The organism is Tenacibaculum sp. Mcav3-52, from assembly GCF_022347665.1.
GTDB lineage: Bacteria > Bacteroidota > Bacteroidia > Flavobacteriales > Flavobacteriaceae > Polaribacter > Polaribacter mesophilus.
Genome location: NZ_JAKRGE010000002.1, coordinates 346,170 through 364,596, shown reverse-complemented (window position 1 = coordinate 364,596; position 18,427 = coordinate 346,170). Strand labels below are relative to the sequence as shown.

Annotated in this window: 15 protein-coding genes; 9 read left to right on the top strand and 6 right to left on the bottom strand. The window is 31.2% G+C overall.

Going from position 1 to position 18,427, the window contains the following annotated elements:
• Positions 1–2: 2 nt before the first annotated feature.
• The 3 genes from MHM83_RS07640 to MHM83_RS07630 all read left to right on the top strand — a co-directional run bounded on the left by MHM83_RS07640 (position 3) and on the right by MHM83_RS07630 (position 6,396).
• A complete protein-coding gene (locus MHM83_RS07640) occupies positions 3–4,595 on the top strand; it encodes a multidrug efflux RND transporter permease subunit (RefSeq protein ID WP_239179079.1) in 4,593 nt (1,530 codons plus the stop codon).
• 105 nt (positions 4,596–4,700) lie between these two features.
• On the top strand, positions 4,701–5,594 hold the full coding sequence (locus MHM83_RS07635) for a helix-turn-helix domain-containing protein (protein WP_073181540.1): 894 nt from the start codon (positions 4,701–4,703) through the stop codon (positions 5,592–5,594).
• Positions 5,595–5,718: 124 nt separating this feature from the next.
• Positions 5,719–6,396: an SDR family NAD(P)-dependent oxidoreductase gene (locus MHM83_RS07630; RefSeq protein ID WP_047788401.1), complete on the top strand. Its 678-nt coding sequence runs from the start codon at positions 5,719–5,721 to the stop codon at positions 6,394–6,396.
• A 124-nt stretch (positions 6,397–6,520) separates the two neighbouring features.
• On the opposite strand, the gene MHM83_RS07625 is transcribed toward MHM83_RS07630, so the two are convergent.
• The 5 genes from MHM83_RS07625 to MHM83_RS07605 all read right to left on the bottom strand — a co-directional run bounded on the left by MHM83_RS07625 (position 6,521) and on the right by MHM83_RS07605 (position 11,743).
• A complete protein-coding gene (locus MHM83_RS07625; protein ID WP_239179077.1) occupies positions 6,521–8,419 on the bottom strand; it encodes a monovalent cation:proton antiporter-2 (CPA2) family protein in 1,899 nt (632 codons plus the stop codon).
• Positions 8,420–8,422: 3 nt separating this feature from the next.
• Positions 8,423–9,016: an NAD(P)H-dependent oxidoreductase gene (locus MHM83_RS07620; protein WP_047788399.1), complete on the bottom strand. Its 594-nt coding sequence runs from the start codon at positions 9,014–9,016 to the stop codon at positions 8,423–8,425.
• Between the two features lie 243 nt (positions 9,017–9,259).
• The gene (locus MHM83_RS07615; RefSeq protein WP_047788398.1) at positions 9,260–10,102 is read right to left on the bottom strand and encodes a DUF4437 domain-containing protein; all 843 of its coding nucleotides are present in this window, start codon (positions 10,100–10,102) and stop codon (positions 9,260–9,262) included.
• 10 nt (positions 10,103–10,112) lie between these two features.
• The gene (gene nfsB, locus MHM83_RS07610) at positions 10,113–10,772 is read right to left on the bottom strand and encodes an oxygen-insensitive NAD(P)H nitroreductase (RefSeq protein WP_167713373.1); all 660 of its coding nucleotides are present in this window, start codon (positions 10,770–10,772) and stop codon (positions 10,113–10,115) included.
• A gap of 611 nt (positions 10,773–11,383) precedes the next feature.
• On the bottom strand, positions 11,384–11,743 hold the full coding sequence (locus MHM83_RS07605) for a winged helix-turn-helix transcriptional regulator (RefSeq protein ID WP_047788396.1): 360 nt from the start codon (positions 11,741–11,743) through the stop codon (positions 11,384–11,386).
• A gap of 104 nt (positions 11,744–11,847) precedes the next feature.
• Here MHM83_RS07605 and MHM83_RS07600 point away from each other — a divergent pair, with 104 nt between their 5' ends.
• The 5 genes from MHM83_RS07600 to MHM83_RS07580 are packed head-to-tail and all read left to right on the top strand — an operon-like array spanning position 11,848 to position 15,059.
• Positions 11,848–12,441 (top strand): NAD(P)H-dependent oxidoreductase, encoded by a 594-nt coding sequence (locus MHM83_RS07600; RefSeq protein WP_239179075.1) that lies wholly within the window; start codon positions 11,848–11,850, stop codon positions 12,439–12,441.
• Positions 12,442–12,489: 48 nt separating this feature from the next.
• Positions 12,490–13,008 (top strand): peroxiredoxin-like family protein, encoded by a 519-nt coding sequence (locus MHM83_RS07595; RefSeq protein ID WP_239179073.1) that lies wholly within the window; start codon positions 12,490–12,492, stop codon positions 13,006–13,008.
• A 9-nt stretch (positions 13,009–13,017) separates the two neighbouring features.
• Positions 13,018–13,650 (top strand): transglutaminase-like domain-containing protein, encoded by a 633-nt coding sequence (locus tag MHM83_RS07590; protein ID WP_073181530.1) that lies wholly within the window; start codon positions 13,018–13,020, stop codon positions 13,648–13,650.
• On the top strand, positions 13,613–14,236 hold the full coding sequence (locus MHM83_RS07585; RefSeq protein ID WP_083574756.1) for a Crp/Fnr family transcriptional regulator: 624 nt from the start codon (positions 13,613–13,615) through the stop codon (positions 14,234–14,236). Before MHM83_RS07590 ends, MHM83_RS07585 begins: the two co-directional genes overlap by 38 nt.
• Before the next feature lie 58 nt (positions 14,237–14,294).
• Positions 14,295–15,059 (top strand): MBL fold metallo-hydrolase, encoded by a 765-nt coding sequence (locus MHM83_RS07580; RefSeq protein ID WP_073181528.1) that lies wholly within the window; start codon positions 14,295–14,297, stop codon positions 15,057–15,059.
• Between the two features lie 160 nt (positions 15,060–15,219).
• On the opposite strand, the gene MHM83_RS07575 is transcribed toward MHM83_RS07580, so the two are convergent.
• On the bottom strand, positions 15,220–17,361 hold the full coding sequence (locus MHM83_RS07575; protein WP_239179070.1) for a S46 family peptidase: 2,142 nt from the start codon (positions 17,359–17,361) through the stop codon (positions 15,220–15,222).
• Between the two features lie 412 nt (positions 17,362–17,773).
• On the opposite strand from MHM83_RS07575, the gene MHM83_RS07570 reads away from it, so the two are divergent.
• Positions 17,774–18,415, top strand: a complete 642-nt coding sequence (locus MHM83_RS07570) for a phage integrase SAM-like domain-containing protein (protein ID WP_239179068.1) — start codon at positions 17,774–17,776, stop codon at positions 18,413–18,415.
• Positions 18,416–18,427: the final 12 nt, after the last annotated feature.

Here is an 18,427-nt window from a genome sequence, read left to right as displayed (position 1 = left end):
CAATGAAATTTAGTCACATATTTATCAAAAGACCAATATTTGCTGCAGTACTAAGTGTACTCATACTTATTGTTGGTGGTTTATCCTATTTTTCATTACCCGTTTCACAGTTTCCAGATGTAGCCCCACCAACGGTAGAAGTAGTTGCTATGTACCCTGGTGCGAGTGCCAAGACACTGTCAGAAACTGTAGCAGCGCCTTTAGAAAAAGAAATTAATGGTGTTGAAGGTATGATTTATATGACCTCCCAATCATCAGCTGATGGTAGAGTAACAGTACAAATTGCCTTTGAACTGGGTACAGATTTAGATCGCGCCCAAGTACAAGTACAAAACCGAGTTGCTATCGCAGAACCACGTTTACCAGAATCGGTAAGACGTTTAGGAATCACTACAAAGAAAATATCACCAGATATTTTACTGTTGGTTAACTTAATTTCACCTAATGAGACCTATGACCAGATTTATATGGGTAATTACGCTACGTTACAGCTTAAAGATGAGTTGGCACGATTAAAAGGTATTGGTGATATCCAAATTTTTGGAGCGGCAGAATACGCCATGCGTATTTGGTTAGACCCAGATAAAATTGCTAATTTAGATATGACAGCTGGTGAAGTAGTTGCAGCCTTACGTGCTCAAAACGTACAAATAGCTAGTGGTACATTAAACACCTTACCATCAGGCACGCAATCAGCATTCGAGGTAAATATTCAGACGCAAGGAAAACTAATTACACCTGAAGAATTTGAAAATGTGATCGTTAAATCAGCAGAAGATAACAGAATAGTAAAACTTAAAGATGTTGGTCGTGTTGAATTAGGTGCACAAAATTACGCTACAAAAGGCTATTTAGGCAAGAAGCCAGCAATTGCTATGCCTATTTTTCAACAACCAGGAGGTAATGCGTTAGAAACCGCTAGAAGTATTAAAGAAACTATGGAAAGGTTATCCAAAAGCTTTCCAGAAGATTTGGAGTACAAGATAGAATATAACCCCACCGAATTTATTCAAAAATCGGTAGATCAAGTATACAGTACAATTTTAGAAGCCGTAATCCTTGTGATTTTAGTAATTTTATTATTCTTACAATCATGGCGTGCAGCTATTATTCCAATTTTAGCAATTCCGGTATCATTGGTAGGTACATTTGCTATTATGCAAGGTATTGGTTTTTCTCTTAACAACTTAACCTTATTTGGGTTGGTGTTAGCCATTGGTATTGTGGTAGATGATGCAATTGTAGTAGTAGAAAATATGGAGCGTTATCTCGAAGAAGGCTATTCACCAAAAGAAGCAGCTTTTAAAACTATGGACGAAGTTGGAGGTGCTTTAATAGCAATTGGATTGGTGTTAATAGCTGTTTTTATTCCTACTGCTTTTTTAGACGGATTTTCAGGTCAGTTTTATAAACAGTTTGGAGTAACCATTGCTGTGGCAACAGCTATTTCGGTATTTGTATCGTTAACTTTAAGTCCAGCTATGGCAGCTTTATTAATGCGACACGAAGATAAAATTAAAAAGAAAAATACACCATTGGTATTAAAGCCGTTTGTGTTTTTGGGGAATACCTTCAATCGTCTTATGGATACGATTTCTGAAAAGTATGGTAGTAGTGTTCAAAAATTAATACGTACAAGTACTATGGTTATGCTAATTTATGGTGGATTAATAGCTTTAACAGGATTTGAGTTCAGTCGTGTTTCGCAAGGGTTTGTACCAGCAATGGATCAGCAGTACTTTGTAACGGTAGTACAGTTACCCTCTGGTTCTTCAATAAGTAGAACTGATGAGGTGGTAAAAAACATTTTAGATTTAACCTTAGATACTGATGGTGTAAAAACAGCTGTATCTTTTACAGGATTTGATGCACCTTCATTTACCAATTCATCAAATGCAGCAGCTATTTTTATAACATTAGAAGATTTTGATGAAAGAACAAAAAAAGGAATTGATTACCACAATTTATTAAATACATTGCGTGGTAAAGTAGCTGTTGTAGACGATGCGGTTGTATTTATTATTCCACCTCCATCGGTTGCAGGAATAGGTAATGCTGGTGGATTTAGGATGATGCTGCAAGATCGTGCTAACTTGGGTACAGCAGCGTTAATAGAAGCTACAAATAATTTAGCATTGGCTGCCAATCAAGACTCTGTTTTAAGTAATGTGTTTACTTTTTTTAACGATAAAACACCTCAGTTGTATTTAGATATCGATAGAAACAAAGCGCAACAATTAGGAGTTAATATCAATGAAATATTTCAATCATTGGAAATCTATATGGGGTCTGCATTTGTAAACGATTTTAATTATTTAGGTAGAACCTTTCAAGTAACAGCACAGGCAGATTCACCAAACCGTTTAACACCAGACGATATTACTCGTATTAAAGTACGTAACAATAAAGGAGAAATGGTGCCATTAGGAACCATAGCTACACAGAAACATATTTCTGGTCCAGCTAGAATACCACGTTTTAACTTGTATCCTTCAGCATCTTTAAATGGAGATGTCGCTGCAGGATTCAGTTCAGGTCAGGCATTAGAGCGTATGGAACAATTAGCAAAAGAAATTTTGCCACAGGGAATTTCATATCAATGGACAGAAATGGCCTACCAAGAAAAACAAACGGGTAACACAGCAGGTATCGCTTTTTTATTAGCTGTGGTGTTTGTATTCTTATTATTAGCTGCTCAATTTGAAAGTTTAGTTTTACCATTAGTGGTTATTTTTATTGTGCCTATGGTATTACTGTCGGCAATTGTTGGTATTGATTTAGCAGGATTAGACAACAATATTATGGTACAAATTGGTTTAATTGTATTAGTTGGTTTAGCAAGTAAAAACGCGATTCTTATTGTTGAGTTTGCAAAACAATTAGAAGACCAGGGAACAGATTTAAAAACAGCCGTTATACAAGCATCAAAATTGCGCTTACGTCCTATTTTAATGACAGCAATGGCTTTTATTCTTGGAGTAGTACCATTAGCAATTTCAACCGGTGCAGGTGCAGAATTACGTGTATCTTTAGGTATCGCAGTATTTAGTGGAATGCTAGGAGTTACCATCTTCGGTATTTTTTTAACACCTGTATTTTATTATTTAGGTAGAAAATGGACAACCCCAAAAAAAAACAGTATAATAATGAAAAAAATAAACTATATAAATCTTGTCGTACTAACTATAATACTAACATCTTGTGGTATTACAAAGCGCGATTTTAATGTGCAGTCTGGTGTGAATGTATCTAACTATTTTTTAAAAGATAATGTAAAGGAGGGTATTTTTGTAAGTAAAGAAACTGCTCAAAAATGGTGGACAGAATTTAATGACCCTATTTTAGATACATTAATTAATAAAGTTATGCAGCATAATTTAGATATTAATGTTGCTGTAGCTAATTTTGAAGCATCTCGTGCCTTTTTAAAAAACACAAAATTAGACCGTTTTCCAACGGTAACGTTAAACGGTAATTATACCAGAACACGATTAGGAGAAAATGTTTTTGTACCCGGTGCAAACCCAACGTACAATAACTTTAATGGTAGTTTTGATGCATTTTGGGAAGCCGATGTTTTTGGTCGTGTGTCTAACCGTATTAAAGGCGCTTATGCTAACAGTCAATTAGCTTTAGCAGATATGCAAAGCGTATACATTAGCATGTTTGCAGAAACTGCTAGAAACTATATGGAGTTACGAGGTACACAACACATGTTAGGTATTGCTGAACGTAATTTAAAAGGTCAACAAAATACTTACGATTTAACAGTAAAATTATTAGAAGCTGGTACAAGTAGTAATTTAGATGTTTCAAGAGCATTGGCACAATTAGAAAATACCAGAGCTACAATTCATCCTTTAAAAGCACGTATTGAAGCCTTAAAAAATAGTTTAAATGTGTTAATTGGCGAAATACCAGGAGAGATAGATGATACCTTATTAACAGAACAGCCATTACCAAGCTTACCTGAATCGGTTGCATTAGATGATAATATTAACGAGTTGTTACGTCGCAGACCAGATGTTAGAAGTGCCGAAGCAACCTTGCAAATCCAGATTGCAAAATACAATATCTCGGTAGCTGATTTATATCCTAAAGTACAATTTGGTGGTTCTATTGGGTTTTCGGCAGTAGATTTTTCTAACTTTGCACAAAAAGAGTCTTTTACATGGAGTATTTTACCTAGTATATCTTGGGAAGCCTTTAATTTAGGTCGTGTAAAACAACGAATTAAAGAAAATGATGTATTAACGCTTGCAGCTTTAAATAAGTACGAAAAAACAGTTTTAAAAGCTCTAGAAGAAACCAAAACTGCATTAACAAATTATGTTAACGAGTTACAGCGACGAGAAAATTTACGCGCGTCATCAGCAGCCAGTGCTAAAGCAGCTACCATAGCTAAACAACGTTACGAGGCAGGTTTAGATAATTTTATAGATTATTTAAGTGCTGAAAATACCATGTTGGTTTCAGAAAATTCATTAGCAACAAGCGAAATTGCAGCAACTACATATCTAATTGCTATATATAAAACCTTAGGTGGTGGATGGGATATTATAACAGAAGAAGATATAGGTGTGAAAATGATGTAATTAAAGCAAAAAGAAACTACAATAAATTAAGTAATGAAATGCAAAACGGAACGACCGATATAGGGTCGTTTCGTTACCAAAAAAGTATTTAATCAACAGAACAATATGTCTAAAACACAAGTTCCTGTTTTTAAAAATAGTAATGATTTATATAAAGCTATTGGTTTTCCTCATAGAAGTCATATACCTAATTTTGATGTTCATGCAATTGATGAGTTAGAGCCTGCTTCTAGTCGATGCATGCCTCCATATAGACAAGATTTTTTTCAAATAGCTTTGTTAACCTATGTTGGTAACAGCCGATTAAACATTAATACAGATTGGTTAGACTTAGGAAATCACCCTTTGTGGTTTACAGTTCCAGGGCAAGTGGTGTCTTGGATTAGAGATGAAGATATTGCAGGGTATAACATAATGTTTAAAAAGGAGTTTTTAATAAATGGAATACCTAAGTTAACAGATGATTTTCCGTTTTTAAAAATGACTGAAAATCAAGTGTTGATGATGACAGAAGATGAAATGAATTCTTTGCTGTTTGATGTAAAACGTATGGTTTCAGTATTTGAAAACCCACACCCTTATCAAGAAAAAATGTTGGAAGGTATGCTGGTGTCGATACTCTACTATTGTAAGGCTATTTATGAACGACATAAATCTACTCAAAACAATTTATCTAGAGAGCAAATTATTACACAGAAGTTTGAAAATTTGGTAGAAAAAATGTATGTCGATACTAAAAATGTAAGCGATTATGCTAGAGCATTAAATATTACACCAAGTTATCTAACCACTATGATAAAAAAACAAACAGGCAAAAGCGCTAAAGATATTATACAAAACCGTTTATTGTTAGAAAGCAAGAGTTTACTGAAGTTTTCAGATTTAGATATTGCAGAGATTGGCTATCGTTTAAATTTTCAAGAGCCAACGCATTTTACCAGATTTTTTAAAAAATTAAGCGGTACTACACCAAACCGTTTTAGACAAGAGGGCATGTAAATTATTATTTAACCACTTACCAAAAGTTTAAAAATAGAGCTTTTAATTTTAAATGCCTTAGTAAAGAAAGTGGTTATTTTATAAGTTAATTTATATTTAAATTTGATTATTAAAATTAGAATGTATGAATGTAAAAAGAACAGCAGTAGTTACAGATTCTGGCAATGGGTTAGGAAGAACTTTTGCCAATACTTTACTTAAAAATGAGTACAACGTTATTCTAGCTGCAACCCAAGATAGTTTTGATAACCTGTCTATAGAGACAGATGATTTGCATAAATACAAATTAGTTAGAACAGATTTTACATCTGACGAAAGTGTTTTTGAGTTAAAAAACACAATTATTAATACATTTGGTCATTTAGATTTATTGTTTAACAATGTTGAAAAAGCTAATGGTTTTGGTCAGAAAATAGAACAAATAAATATTGAAGAGGTAAAATCTCTTTATGAGATGAATGTTTTTGCTGTAATGCGTACTGTAAAAATATTAAAGTCTTTGTTTGAGAAAAGTGAAGACCCTAGAATTATTAATGTTACAAGCGCTATGGGAGACCTTAATAAAATGTCGGATGAGTCATTTTGTTATTCTAATTATTGTATGACTGCTTATGCTAGTTCCAAAGCAGCCTTAAATATGTATACACATTTACAGAGTAAAGAATTTAGTCCTTCAAGAATAAGTGTAAAAGGTTTTGACCCAATTGCTCTAAAAAATTGTACTCATAATTCAGTTGTAATTTGTAATGACGTTATGGATGAATTACTAGAGCTTATTAGTTATGAAAAAAGAGTTAAATAAAATTTATACTTTTAAGTAAGTATAAAGTATAAAAGCCTTCGTTTCAAAAAACGAAGGCTTTTATATTCTAAGTTAAATATGATAAATTTAACTTTATATGCACACAAAATAAAGCACTCAGAAATTAAGAGTTTTTACTTTTTTTATTTTTACTTAATATATTTCGAATATGTTCTCCATCCCAATGTTTATCAAAGGCAACAATTCCTCTTTTAAAATCATCTTCCAATAATTGTTCTTGTTGTTCTAGTTCTTTTCTAGCTTTAAAAATATAATTTTCATTTCTATTAGGATCTGCTGCTAATCTTTTTAAACTGGCTTCATCATATTTAATAAAGTTCTGTACCTGACGATTTAAGGTGTATTTTCTGAAACCTAATTTATTAAGAGCATCACTTGCTAATGCTAAAGAGGTATCTAATGATTCTCTGTAAATATTATTAACATTTAAATTAAGTAATTCATAAGCATCAAATCTACTTTTAGTTCTAACCATTAACTCAATATGTGGATACTTTCTTTTTACAATTTTTGAAATTGCTTTAGAAACAGAAACTTCATTAGTAGCGCAAATTAAAATTTTAGCCTCAGCTATTCCAGCAGACTCTAATAAATCTTCTCTTGTTGCATCTCCATAATATACTTCAAACCCCATTTTTCGTAGAAAATCAACACGATTAGAATCAAAATCTAAAATAGTTGTTTCAACACCATGTGAACGTAAAAAACGTCCAACAGTACTACCAAACTGACCAAAGCCTACTAATATGACTTTTTGAGATTTAGCTATATGATCCATAGGTCGTTTAATAAATTCTTTGGTGCCAATTCTTGGAAGAATTAAACGTTCGTTTACTACTGTTAAAATAGGTGTTAAGGACATTGAAACTGCGGTAACCACTAACATTATGTCCATTTGCTCTTGTTCTAAAATATTAAGCTGAAAGGCGAAAGACAATAAAACAAAAGCGAATTCACCAACTTGAGCTAAACTAAAAGTAAGCAGTATATTTTGGTCTATTTTTAAATTAAAAATACGACCTGTAATAAATAAAACCAATGCTTTTATAATAATAATAACGAGCAAAATACCACTAATAGTTAACGGGCTATTCGCAATAACTACAAAGTTAATAGACGCACCAACCGCCATAAAAAAGAGTCCTAGTAAAAGGTTTTTAAATGGTTCTAGTGTGCTTTCTAGCTCGTGTTTAAACTCACTAGTAGATAAAACAACACCACCTAAAAAAGCACCTAATGCAGGGCTTAAACCAACAAATTCCATTAAGTATGAAATTCCAAAAACGATTAAAAAAGCAGAAGCTATTAATAACTCTCTAACGCCAGTTTTAGCTACTTTTCGTAACATTGGTACCACTATAAAACGACCAGCTAAAATAATAATCACAACAGAAAGTATAATTGCCAATGTTTGTAAACCAATAGGTAAACTTTGAATTAAAGTTGATGCTGAATGAGAAGCTTCATTACTTGTGTGTTCCGACGAATTACTTAATAGTGGTAAAGCACCAATCATAAATATTACAATGATGTCTTGAAATAATAGTATGGAAAAGGAGCTAGAGCCAAAAGTAGTATTCATTAGGCCTTTTTCTTTAATGGTCTGCAAAGCTATTGCGGTGGATGATAAAGCAACAGCCATACTAATGGCCAATGCTACTTGCCATTCGTAACCTATAAATGTAAACAATATATAAGTTAAGCCAATTGTTAAAGCGACTTGTATTCCCCCCATACCGAGAATAGTTTTTCGCATATTCCAAAAATTTTTAGGTTCAATTTCTAATCCTATTAAAAATAGCATTACAACTACTCCAAACTCAGCAAAATGTAGAATATCTTCACCTTCTTCACCAATAAAGCCAAGTACATATGGACCAATAAGTACACCAGCTAGTAGATAACCTATAACAGAACTTAACCCTAATCGTTTTGCTATAGAAACGCAAATAATAGCACCAGCAAGAAATACAATAGCTTCAAATAATAAATTTCCAGACATACCTTAGGTTGTTAAAATTTCTAAATCGTTAAGAAAAGAACAATTTGATAATTGCGTTGTATTAAAATCACCTTGTAATAAATCTATTAATTGTTCGTACTGGTTGGTATAATCCAGTAAATCTTCATCAGATAAATTATGTGTACCCATTACTGCAAATGGAGATAAATAATTCATTCCACATAATTTAGCAGTTTGTTCATATGGTCTTAAAAACTCGTTAATTGTATAGGTATTATAACCCTCGGTACAATATACCTCTCGAGAACCGCCCGTGGTTATAACATTAAAAATAGTTTTGTTATGAAGTACTTTTCCTTCAGGACCATAAGCCCAATTAAACTCTAACACCAAATCTTTCCATTGTTTTAAAATAGCAGGGCTACTGTACCAATATAAAGGGTGATGCCAAATAATAATATCATGTTGGAGTAATAATTCTTGTTCACGCTGTATATTAATATGAAAATTAGGATAGTTTTCGTATAAATCATGAAAAGTTACATGCACTTTATTTTTTAAACGATTAACTAGAGTTGAATTAACTCTCGATTGTTCAAACTTTGGGTGGGCAAAAAGAATAAGTACTTTTTTCATGAGTTTATTTAGTTTTATGTTGGAAAATATGTTTTTTATGATTGTATTTTGATAAAGTTAATAATTTAAAATCATTGTTGTTTATGCTAAAAGCGCAAGAGTAATTTTTTTTAGTAATTATTAAGCTAGTTTATAAATTATAAAAATAAAAGCCACACAGAATGTTTTACATTTGGTGGCTCTTATATTTTTTTATTATGAAAATAAATTTATAACACTGTTATTTAGTGTTTTAGGTTTTTGTTAGTGAATTTTAAAGTCTCCGTTGCTTCTTATGTAGAGAATAGACTCTTTGTTGTTTTTTACAGCTATTGTATGTTTAGTTCCTTTTTTAGAACTAAAGTAGTTCCCTGCTTCAAGCACATTTATAACCTTATTATTTTCTATTTGATGCACTATTTTACCCTTTATTATTATAGCTCTAAAATTCTCGCTTAGGTTTTTAATATTACCTTTAAAACCAGCAGGTAATTTAACTAAAATAGCCTGAAGTTTATTGTTTTTATGTGTTTCCCATAAAAATGCAGTTTTAATATCACTTTTATTTGTAACCCAAGTAATATCGTTTGCATTTAACCATACGAGGTTGTGTTGGTCTACATTTATTGGTCGTTCACCATTATCAAAAGCTTCATCTGTAGGTTTTACTAAATATGGACCTTCTTGAATTTCAATATATGCTAAATTGTCTTCAGCATTGGCAGCAGTAATATGCGTTTCGCCTGCAGGCTGCATCCAAAAAGATCCTGTAGGTAACCATTGTTTTTTTGCGTTTTCATCATCGTTATGCAATAACCCTTTAATAACTACACCTCGATAAGTGACATTATGAATGTGTGGTGGAGATGAAAAACCTTTTTTAAATTTTACTAAAAAACCTGAAGGTTCGTTTTTGGTACGATCACCCCAAAGTTTTCCCGCAGCTGGACTTTTGTCTCCACGTAACGGATTAAGCCAGCTCCATTCTATTTGTTCAGTGGTTACTACTTCGTTTTTAGTCTTTGTGTGATCTATAGTTGAAGTCTGAGCATTGATTTTAACTGTAAACATTAAAAAAAATGAAGCTAACAGGACAGTTTTAATCATTTTAATATTTTTAGATTTCTGTAAAAACTTCAGATTGTGACAATCTTGATTTAGGAGTTTTATCAGTAGAATTAAAGTCGGATTTTGCCCTGTATCCAATAGAAACAGCAACTAATGAGGTATAACCTTTTTCTCTTAAACCAAATTCTTCATCTAATGCTTTTACATCTATACCTTCCATTGGTGTGGCATCTATACCTAAACTTGCAACACCTAGCAAAAAACTTCCTACGTTAAGGTATACTTGCTTTTCCATCCAATGTTGAAGATCTTTTAAGTCATATTTATGAATATCTGCAAAGGTTTTAACGGCGCCTATAAATCCATTTTTAACATCTTGATTAGGAAATCGTCCATTTTTATCATCTACCTCCGCTATATATTTATAATAATCTTCATCAGCATTAGTCTTTACACAAAATAAAATAACAGCTGAAGCATTAGTTACTTTAGGTTCATTAAAGTGGAAAAAACCTTGAGTGCCTTTTGCAATACGTGCTTTACCCTCTCTAGTTTCAGCGATAATAAAGTGCCAAGGTTGAAGATTAACACTTGAAGGACTCATTTGTAGTAAATGTTTTACTTGCTCCATATTTTCTTTAGAAATTGATTTAGATGGATCAAATTCTTTTGTGGTATATCTCCAATTTAATATGTCTTTTAAATTCATTTTAATTGTTTTTTATTTGTTTAATTCAAACTATCAAAAGTATAGTGTCAAAAGTATTGATAGTTTAAGGTTTTTGCAATAACGGTCAAAAATGATAGTATGTTTTTTATGTTAAAAAACACTGTTAGCTACTATTTTTAATAGCTTTATAGGTAATGTTAAATTTACTATAAAAAGTAAAGTTTTATAATTAATGATAGTATAATGTTTTTGGAACATTAAATTATAGTAGCATTTGGAGCAGGCAAAATAAAAGATTAATTAAGTATAATTATAGAGAGCTTTAGAGTTCTACAAGTATTACTATTTAATTGATAGGAGGTAAAAGGAAAAGTATAATCTTTTATTTATTTTTGAACGAAAAAAGTGCTGTAACAAATTATACGAGTTAACTTCCATCATTATATAACATACATTAAGTCTTCAATTAAAACAGTTAGAGAAAGACGGCTTAATAACTAGAAAAGGGTATACAAAAAACATGTCTTTAAAAGTAAAGTACGAATAAACTCCGTTTGAAGAAGTCGTAAGAATTTTGTTGGCTGCTATTGTTAAGTAGAGAGAAGTTGTTGTTAAAAAGGGAAGAGTATTAGAGTAATTTTACTGGTATTTTATAAAGTTACTATTCTACAGGCTTCAAACTCAATGTCCTTAAAACTATCTTGAGTCCATTCACTCAAACTTTTAAGAATTGGCAGTAAAGCTTCACCTTTTTCAGATAGTGAATATTCAACTCGTGGTGGTATTTCAGCATATTTTTTTCTAATTATGATACCATCTTCCTCAAGCTCTCTTAATTGTTCTGTTAACACTTTTTTTGATATAGTAGGAGTAAATATTAAGAGTTTTCCAAAGCGTAAACTTCCGTTTGCTAATAAGTAAATTAAAATAGGCTTCCACTTATTTCCAATTACGTTCATCGCGTGAACTAACGAACACACATTTGGATTATCAATTACTTTTCTTCCCATTAGTTACCATTTTGTAACCACTATTTAATGTGATTATATTATTTTGGTTTCAAAAATAAACTATTATTAGTTTCTTTGCAATACTAATTTAAAGTTTTATAAAAATGAAAAACATTTTAATCATTAATGGTCATCAATATTATCCATTTGCAGAAGGAAAATTAAATCAATCTTTTATTGAAAAACTATCAGCTCAATTAAAAGAAGCTAACTTAAATATAAAGATTACCGTAACTCAAAATGACTATAATGTAGATGAGGAAGTAGAAAAGTTCCTTTGGGCAGATGTTGTATTTTTACAAACGCCTTTAAACTGGATGGGAATTACTTGGTCGTTTAAAAAATATATGGATGATGTATTCACTGCAGGTATGATGGGGAAACTATCGCAAGGTGATGGTCGTACTTCTGAAGCACCAAAAAAGAATTATGGTTTAGGTGGTTTGTTAAACGGAAAATACATGATGTCAGTAACTGCAAATGCGCCTAAAGAGGCTTTTAACAATCCTGATGAGCCTTTTTTTGCTGGTAAAAGTGAAGACGACTTGTTATTACCAATGCATCTCAACTTTAAATGGTTTGGTTTAGAACCTTTAAAAACATTTTTTGCTTACGACGTGATGAAAAATCCGGAGATTGAAAATGACTTTGTAAGATTTGAAAAACATATAAATGAAGAGTTACTTCAAAAAATATAATCCATTGAAAGTTTTCACGTTTAATAGAATACAACTAATACACATAAAATGAACAGACCAACACCAAAGCATACAGCACCAAATTTAACTTTTCCAGTATTAGATGGTAACGAATGGCAGATTAACAATCAACAACCAGAAAAATTTACTTTAGTGGTTTTTTATAGAGGTTTACATTGCCCATTGTGCAAAAAATATTTACAACAATTAGAAGAGTTATTACCAGAATTTAAAGAAAGAGGCGTTAACGTTATTGCTGTAAGTATGGATTCTGAGTCTAGAGCACGCTTATCACGTCAAAAATGGGAACTATCAGAATTAAAATTAGGGTATAACTTAGATTTAGAAACTGCTAAAAACTGGGGGTTATATTTAAGCAAAGGTATAAAAGATGGTGAACCAAACACATTTAGTGAACCAGGACTTTTTTTAATAGACAATAACAATCAAATCTATTATTCTGCTATGAATAGTAATCCTTGGGGAAGACCTTATTTACCTTCATTTGTAAAAGCTGTAGATTATATTGTGTCTTCAGATTATCCTGCAAGAGGCGAAATGTTATAAATTTGTAATATGAAATACACCGAAAAAACCTATTATTTCGATTATAATAGTTCAGTTATTGAAGATGTTATAAAAGACGTTAAGCATTTTACCTCTCAACAAGATATTATAGAGCAATTATATCTAAAGGTTAGAGATGGTTGGCGTTATTTACCTTTTAATATTGGTTTAACTAAAGAGCACTTTAAAGCTAGTAATATAGCAAAAAAGCCAGATGGACATTGCATTGATAAAGCTATTTTATACATTGCTTGTTTACGTGCCTTCAATATTCCTGCAAGATTACATTTAGCCAAAGTATCCAACCATATTGCTACAGAACGCTTAGAAAAAGTGATTGGAACTAATGAATTAGCTCCTCATGGTTTGGTAGATGTATTTTATAATGATAAATGGGTTAAATGTTCGCCTGCGTTTAATAAAGAACTGTGTGCCATTTACAATGTTGATGTTTTAGATTTTAATGGTGTCGAAGATGCAGTGTTGCAAGAATACAATAAAGACGACCATAAATTTATGACCTATATAGAAGATTATGGTCATTTTGATGATGTACCTTTGGAATTTATAAAGGAAACATTTAAATCAAATTATCCTAGTCTTTATGAAAAATTTAAAGATCAGGATCATATCAAAATATAAGAATGATTTGCAATCAGAACTAAGTCAAATACAAGCATTTTTTAACACCGAATACCCTCTGAATCAAGAAGGTTTAAAAGAATTATTCGGTTTATTTAAAGTTGAAAAAGTAGCTAAAGGCGAAATGCTTCTTGCTGCAAATACCACTGAAAATTATTTAAGGTTTCTTAATTCTGGTGTGGTGCGAGAGTATTATGCTACACCAGACAAGGAGACCAACATTAATTTTTACGCCGAACCACAATTTATCACAGACTTAAGTTCGTTTATTAATAATATCTCTACTAACAAAAACCAAGAATGCATAACAGAAGTAGAACTATTATCTGTTGAAAAAAGTGCCTTTAGAAAGCTGTTGGATAATTACGAATGCGGAAAATCGTTTATAGAAATTTCGTTTCAACGATTATTGAAACAAAAAGAACTTTTTGAATATAATCGTATTACTAAAACAGCAGATGAACTATACAAAGAGCTAATTATTTATAGACCTAACTGGCTAGACAATATTCCACAATACCACATTGCATCTTACCTAAATGTTACACCAGAAACTTTAAGTCGTATTCGAAAACGCATTTCTTGATTTGAATCAATGCTTAAGTGTAATACGTTTGTAACCTTTGCAAAAACATTTAAGCATTATGAAAATTCATCACTTTAGAAATGCCACAATGGTTATTGAAGCTAATAGTCATTTTATTTTAATAGATCCTATGTTAGGCTCAAAAGGATCTTTGCCTCCATTTACATTTTTTAGGTTTAAACCTGTTAAAAATCCTATTGTAGAATTACCAGAAATTAGTAAAACCTTTTTAGATAAAATTACGCATTGTGTTATAACGCACAACCATCCAGATCATATTGACAAACCTGCAGAAGATTTCTTAAAAGAGAAGAATATCCCTGTGTTTTGTAGTGTAAAAGATGAAAAAACATTTTCAAAGAAAGGTTTAAACATTGTAAAAACTATTGAATATTGGACTAAATCTGAATTTTTAGATGGTAGTATAGAAGGAATTCCGGCAAAACATGGTTATGGTTTTGTAGCCAAACCAGCAGGTAATGTTATGGGATTTTTTATACAATTACCTAATCAACCATCAATTTATTTAAGTAGCGATACTGTTTATACAGATACAGTAGATAAAGTTTTTAGAAACTATAAACCAGATATTAGCGTAGTTGCAGCAGGGTCGGCTCAGTTTGATATTTTTAAACCTTTATTAATGACTATGGATGATATTTTAAAATTTGCTAAAAATGCACCAGGTAAAGTCATCGCCAATCATATGGAGGCAGTAAACCATTGCCCTACAAGGCGTGAAGAATTGAGAGCAGAAGTGTTAAATTTAGATTTGTCTAAAAAAGTATATGTACCTGATGATGGAGAAACTATAAGTTTTTAAGGTTAGTTATATTAGTTAGTAAATATTTTAAATATGATTTTTTTATAAAACGTTTATTAAAAGAAATATCTTATGTGTAAAAAAATCATGAATTATCTAAAAAAGAAAAACGTAGCTAAAGAAATAGCTACGTTTTTTTAGTTCGTGTCAGTGTTATACTTTATTTCACAATAGTAAGTTCATCTACAATACGTTTAGCACCAGCATACTTATCAATTAACCAAAGTACATATCTAATGTCTACATTAATAGTTCGTTGTAGGTTTTTGTCAAAAATAACATCACCAGCCATCGCTTCAATATTACCATCAAATGCTAGCCCGATTAATTCACCTTTTCCGTTTAATACTGGAGAACCAGAGTTTCCACCGGTAATATCATTATCAGATAAGAAGTTTACAGGTAATTCACCTTTACTGTTAGCATATCTTCCGTAATCTTTTTTCTCATAGATATCTAACATATCTTTAGATAAATCAAACTCGCTATCGTTTGGCTTATATTTTTTAACCATTCCTTTTAACGTTGTGTAGTTGTTAATGCTAGCGTCGTTTCTAGAATCTTTAGGTAAAGCCCTTACTTTTCCGTAAGTTAAACGTAAAGTAGAGTTAGCATCTGGATATTTAATGTTGCTTAGACCAGACTTACGTAAACCATCTACTAATAGTCTAAATGATTTTTGATAATCGTTTAATGGTTGTACTAAGTTTTCAGGTTGCTCTCTATACTTATCTAGTAATTGAGAAGATAAGATGTATAAAGGATCGTTAGCTAACAATTCTTTATTAGGATATTTTAAGAAAGCTGTAGCACGCTCTTTAGATGTAAAAATACTTAATTCAAAAATAGAATTTACGTAGTCGTTAAAATTATCATCCTTAGCAATTTTAGCTACAATCTCTGGTAATTCGTAATTTGCTTTAGCTGAATATAACTTTAGTTGCTCAGTTAAAATTTCTTTTTCTAAAGGTAAATGATAATTTGTGTAGTTACTTTCTATAAAAGCATTCAATCGAGGCATTAAATTCTTACGAGCAGCTTCATTAGCATTAATATAAGACTCAAATCCTTTACCTATTTGATATGGTAAAACTGCAAATTTACTAGAACGTAATAATAACATTAAGTAATTATCATGCTTTGCTTTGTTGTTGGTTAAGTTGTAGTAATTATTGATGTTAGTAACAACATCTCCGTAAGTAGCTTTGTTAGACTTTTTGTTAGCCCATTTGTCAAATTTCTTTTCTACGTTACGTTTAGCCTCGGCAGTTTTATGAGCTGTTAAAGCATCAATCATACCTTGTCTGTTTTTCCAATAGTTGGCAATTCTAGCATATTGAGATGCATACATTAAATTGATAGATGCATCTTTATCCATGTATTTTTTCATTACATCCATGCTGAGTTTAGATCCTTCTACCCAAGCAGGATATGCGTAATTTACGTTTTGTTCGATTCCTTCTGCAGGCATCCAACGGTTTGTTCTACCAGGGTATCCTAAAATCATAGCAAAATCATTTTCTTTTACCCCTTTAATGTTAACAGGTAAGTGATATTTTGCTTTCAATGGCACGTTGTTTTCAGAATACTCTGCAGGGTTTCCTTCTGCATCTGCATATACTCTAAATAAAGAAAAGTCTCCTGTGTGACGTGGCCATTCCCAGTTATCAGTGTCTCCACCGTATTTACCAACTTTATCAGAAGGTGTACCTACTAATCGTACATCTTTATAATCTTCATATACAAAATAGTAATATTCATTACCTTGGAAAAAAGAACGTACAGAAACAGTATATTTACCACCTTCATTATTTTCTTGTTCTATTTTTGCAATTTCTTTGTTAATAGCAGCTTCACGTTCTTTTTCTGTCATAGAATCGTTTACTTTAGATAAAATACGTTTAGAAACGTCATCCATTCTCACAAAGAATCTTACAAAAAGACTTTCTGGTTTAAGCTCGTCTTTTAATGTTTTAGCCCAGTACCCATTTTTAAGGTGATTTTGCTCTTCAGAAGATAATTCTGCAATGGCGTCATAACCACAGTGGTGATTTGTAAGTACTAATCCATTATCAGAAATAATACTAGCTGTACAACCACCGTTAAATTGAACGATAGCGTCTTTGAGACTTTGATTATTGATACTGTAAATTTCTTCAGCGGTTAGTTGAAGTCCCATTTTTTGCATATCACGTTCGTTTAAACGCTTAATATGCATTAAAAACCACATTCCTTCATTAGCGAACAATGAAGCAGGTAGTAAGATTAAAAAAGCAATTAAAAAAAGACTTGTTTTTTTCATAATATAATTTGAATAATAAAAATTAGGTTGATTTTGTTTTTTAGTTTAGAATATCTCCTTTTAAAAAACATTAAGTTCTTTAATCAATTAAAGAATCAGCTCGTAAAAATACTCAATAATTTATTTTGTATAAGGAAGTAAACGTTAAAAAAATATAAGGATACGCATGTTAATTTTAGCATAATAGATAGCGTAGAAATGAGCTTTATAATAAAAAAATCCCTTACAAAACTAGACTTGTAAGGGATTGTTGTGGAGACGCCGAGAATAGACCTTCTTTTGCCTTATTACACCTTAACCCACGCTATAACTACTATTAATACTGAATTTGTAAAATTTTTATATTTCTTTTTATGCTGAAATAGATGTTAAATACTACCTAAATTGACACCTAAATTGACACCTGATAGCTATGACATATACATTCAATCTAAAAGAAAAAAGTAAAGATGGATTAACACTTATTTATTTGAAAGCCTATTTTAAAAATGAGGGTAAAAGATTTGTATACTCAACAGGAGAATTTATCCATCCAAAAGAATTGGATATAAAAAACAGACAGCCAAATAACCTTACAGGAAGAACTTCAAAAGCAAATTCTCATCGAACAATAAAAAGGAAACTTGATCGATATTCTAACTTTTTTATACAAGTAACTGAAACTTTTAAAAACACAAATCAAGAATTAACTGTTGAAAAAGTAAGAAAAGAATTTGACAAGGAATTCAAAAGAGTAGCTAAAGGAAAAAATAAGTTTTATGAAGCTTATGATGAGTTTATGTTATTCAAGCAAAAAAATCAAGAATGGTCTAAAGCTACTATTAAGAGATATTATAATATTAAATCACTACTTGAAGATTTTGAAAAAACAAAAAACTATAAAATCACTTTTAATACCATAAATCAAAAGTTTTATACTGAGTTTACAGATTTTTGCATGGTTCATAGAGGGCATATCAATAATACTTTTACTAGAAATGTTGGATTGGTTAAAACATTTCTTTACTGGGCTTTAAAAAATGGTCATACCTATAGCAGATTTTATAAAATTTAAAAAGAAACCAAA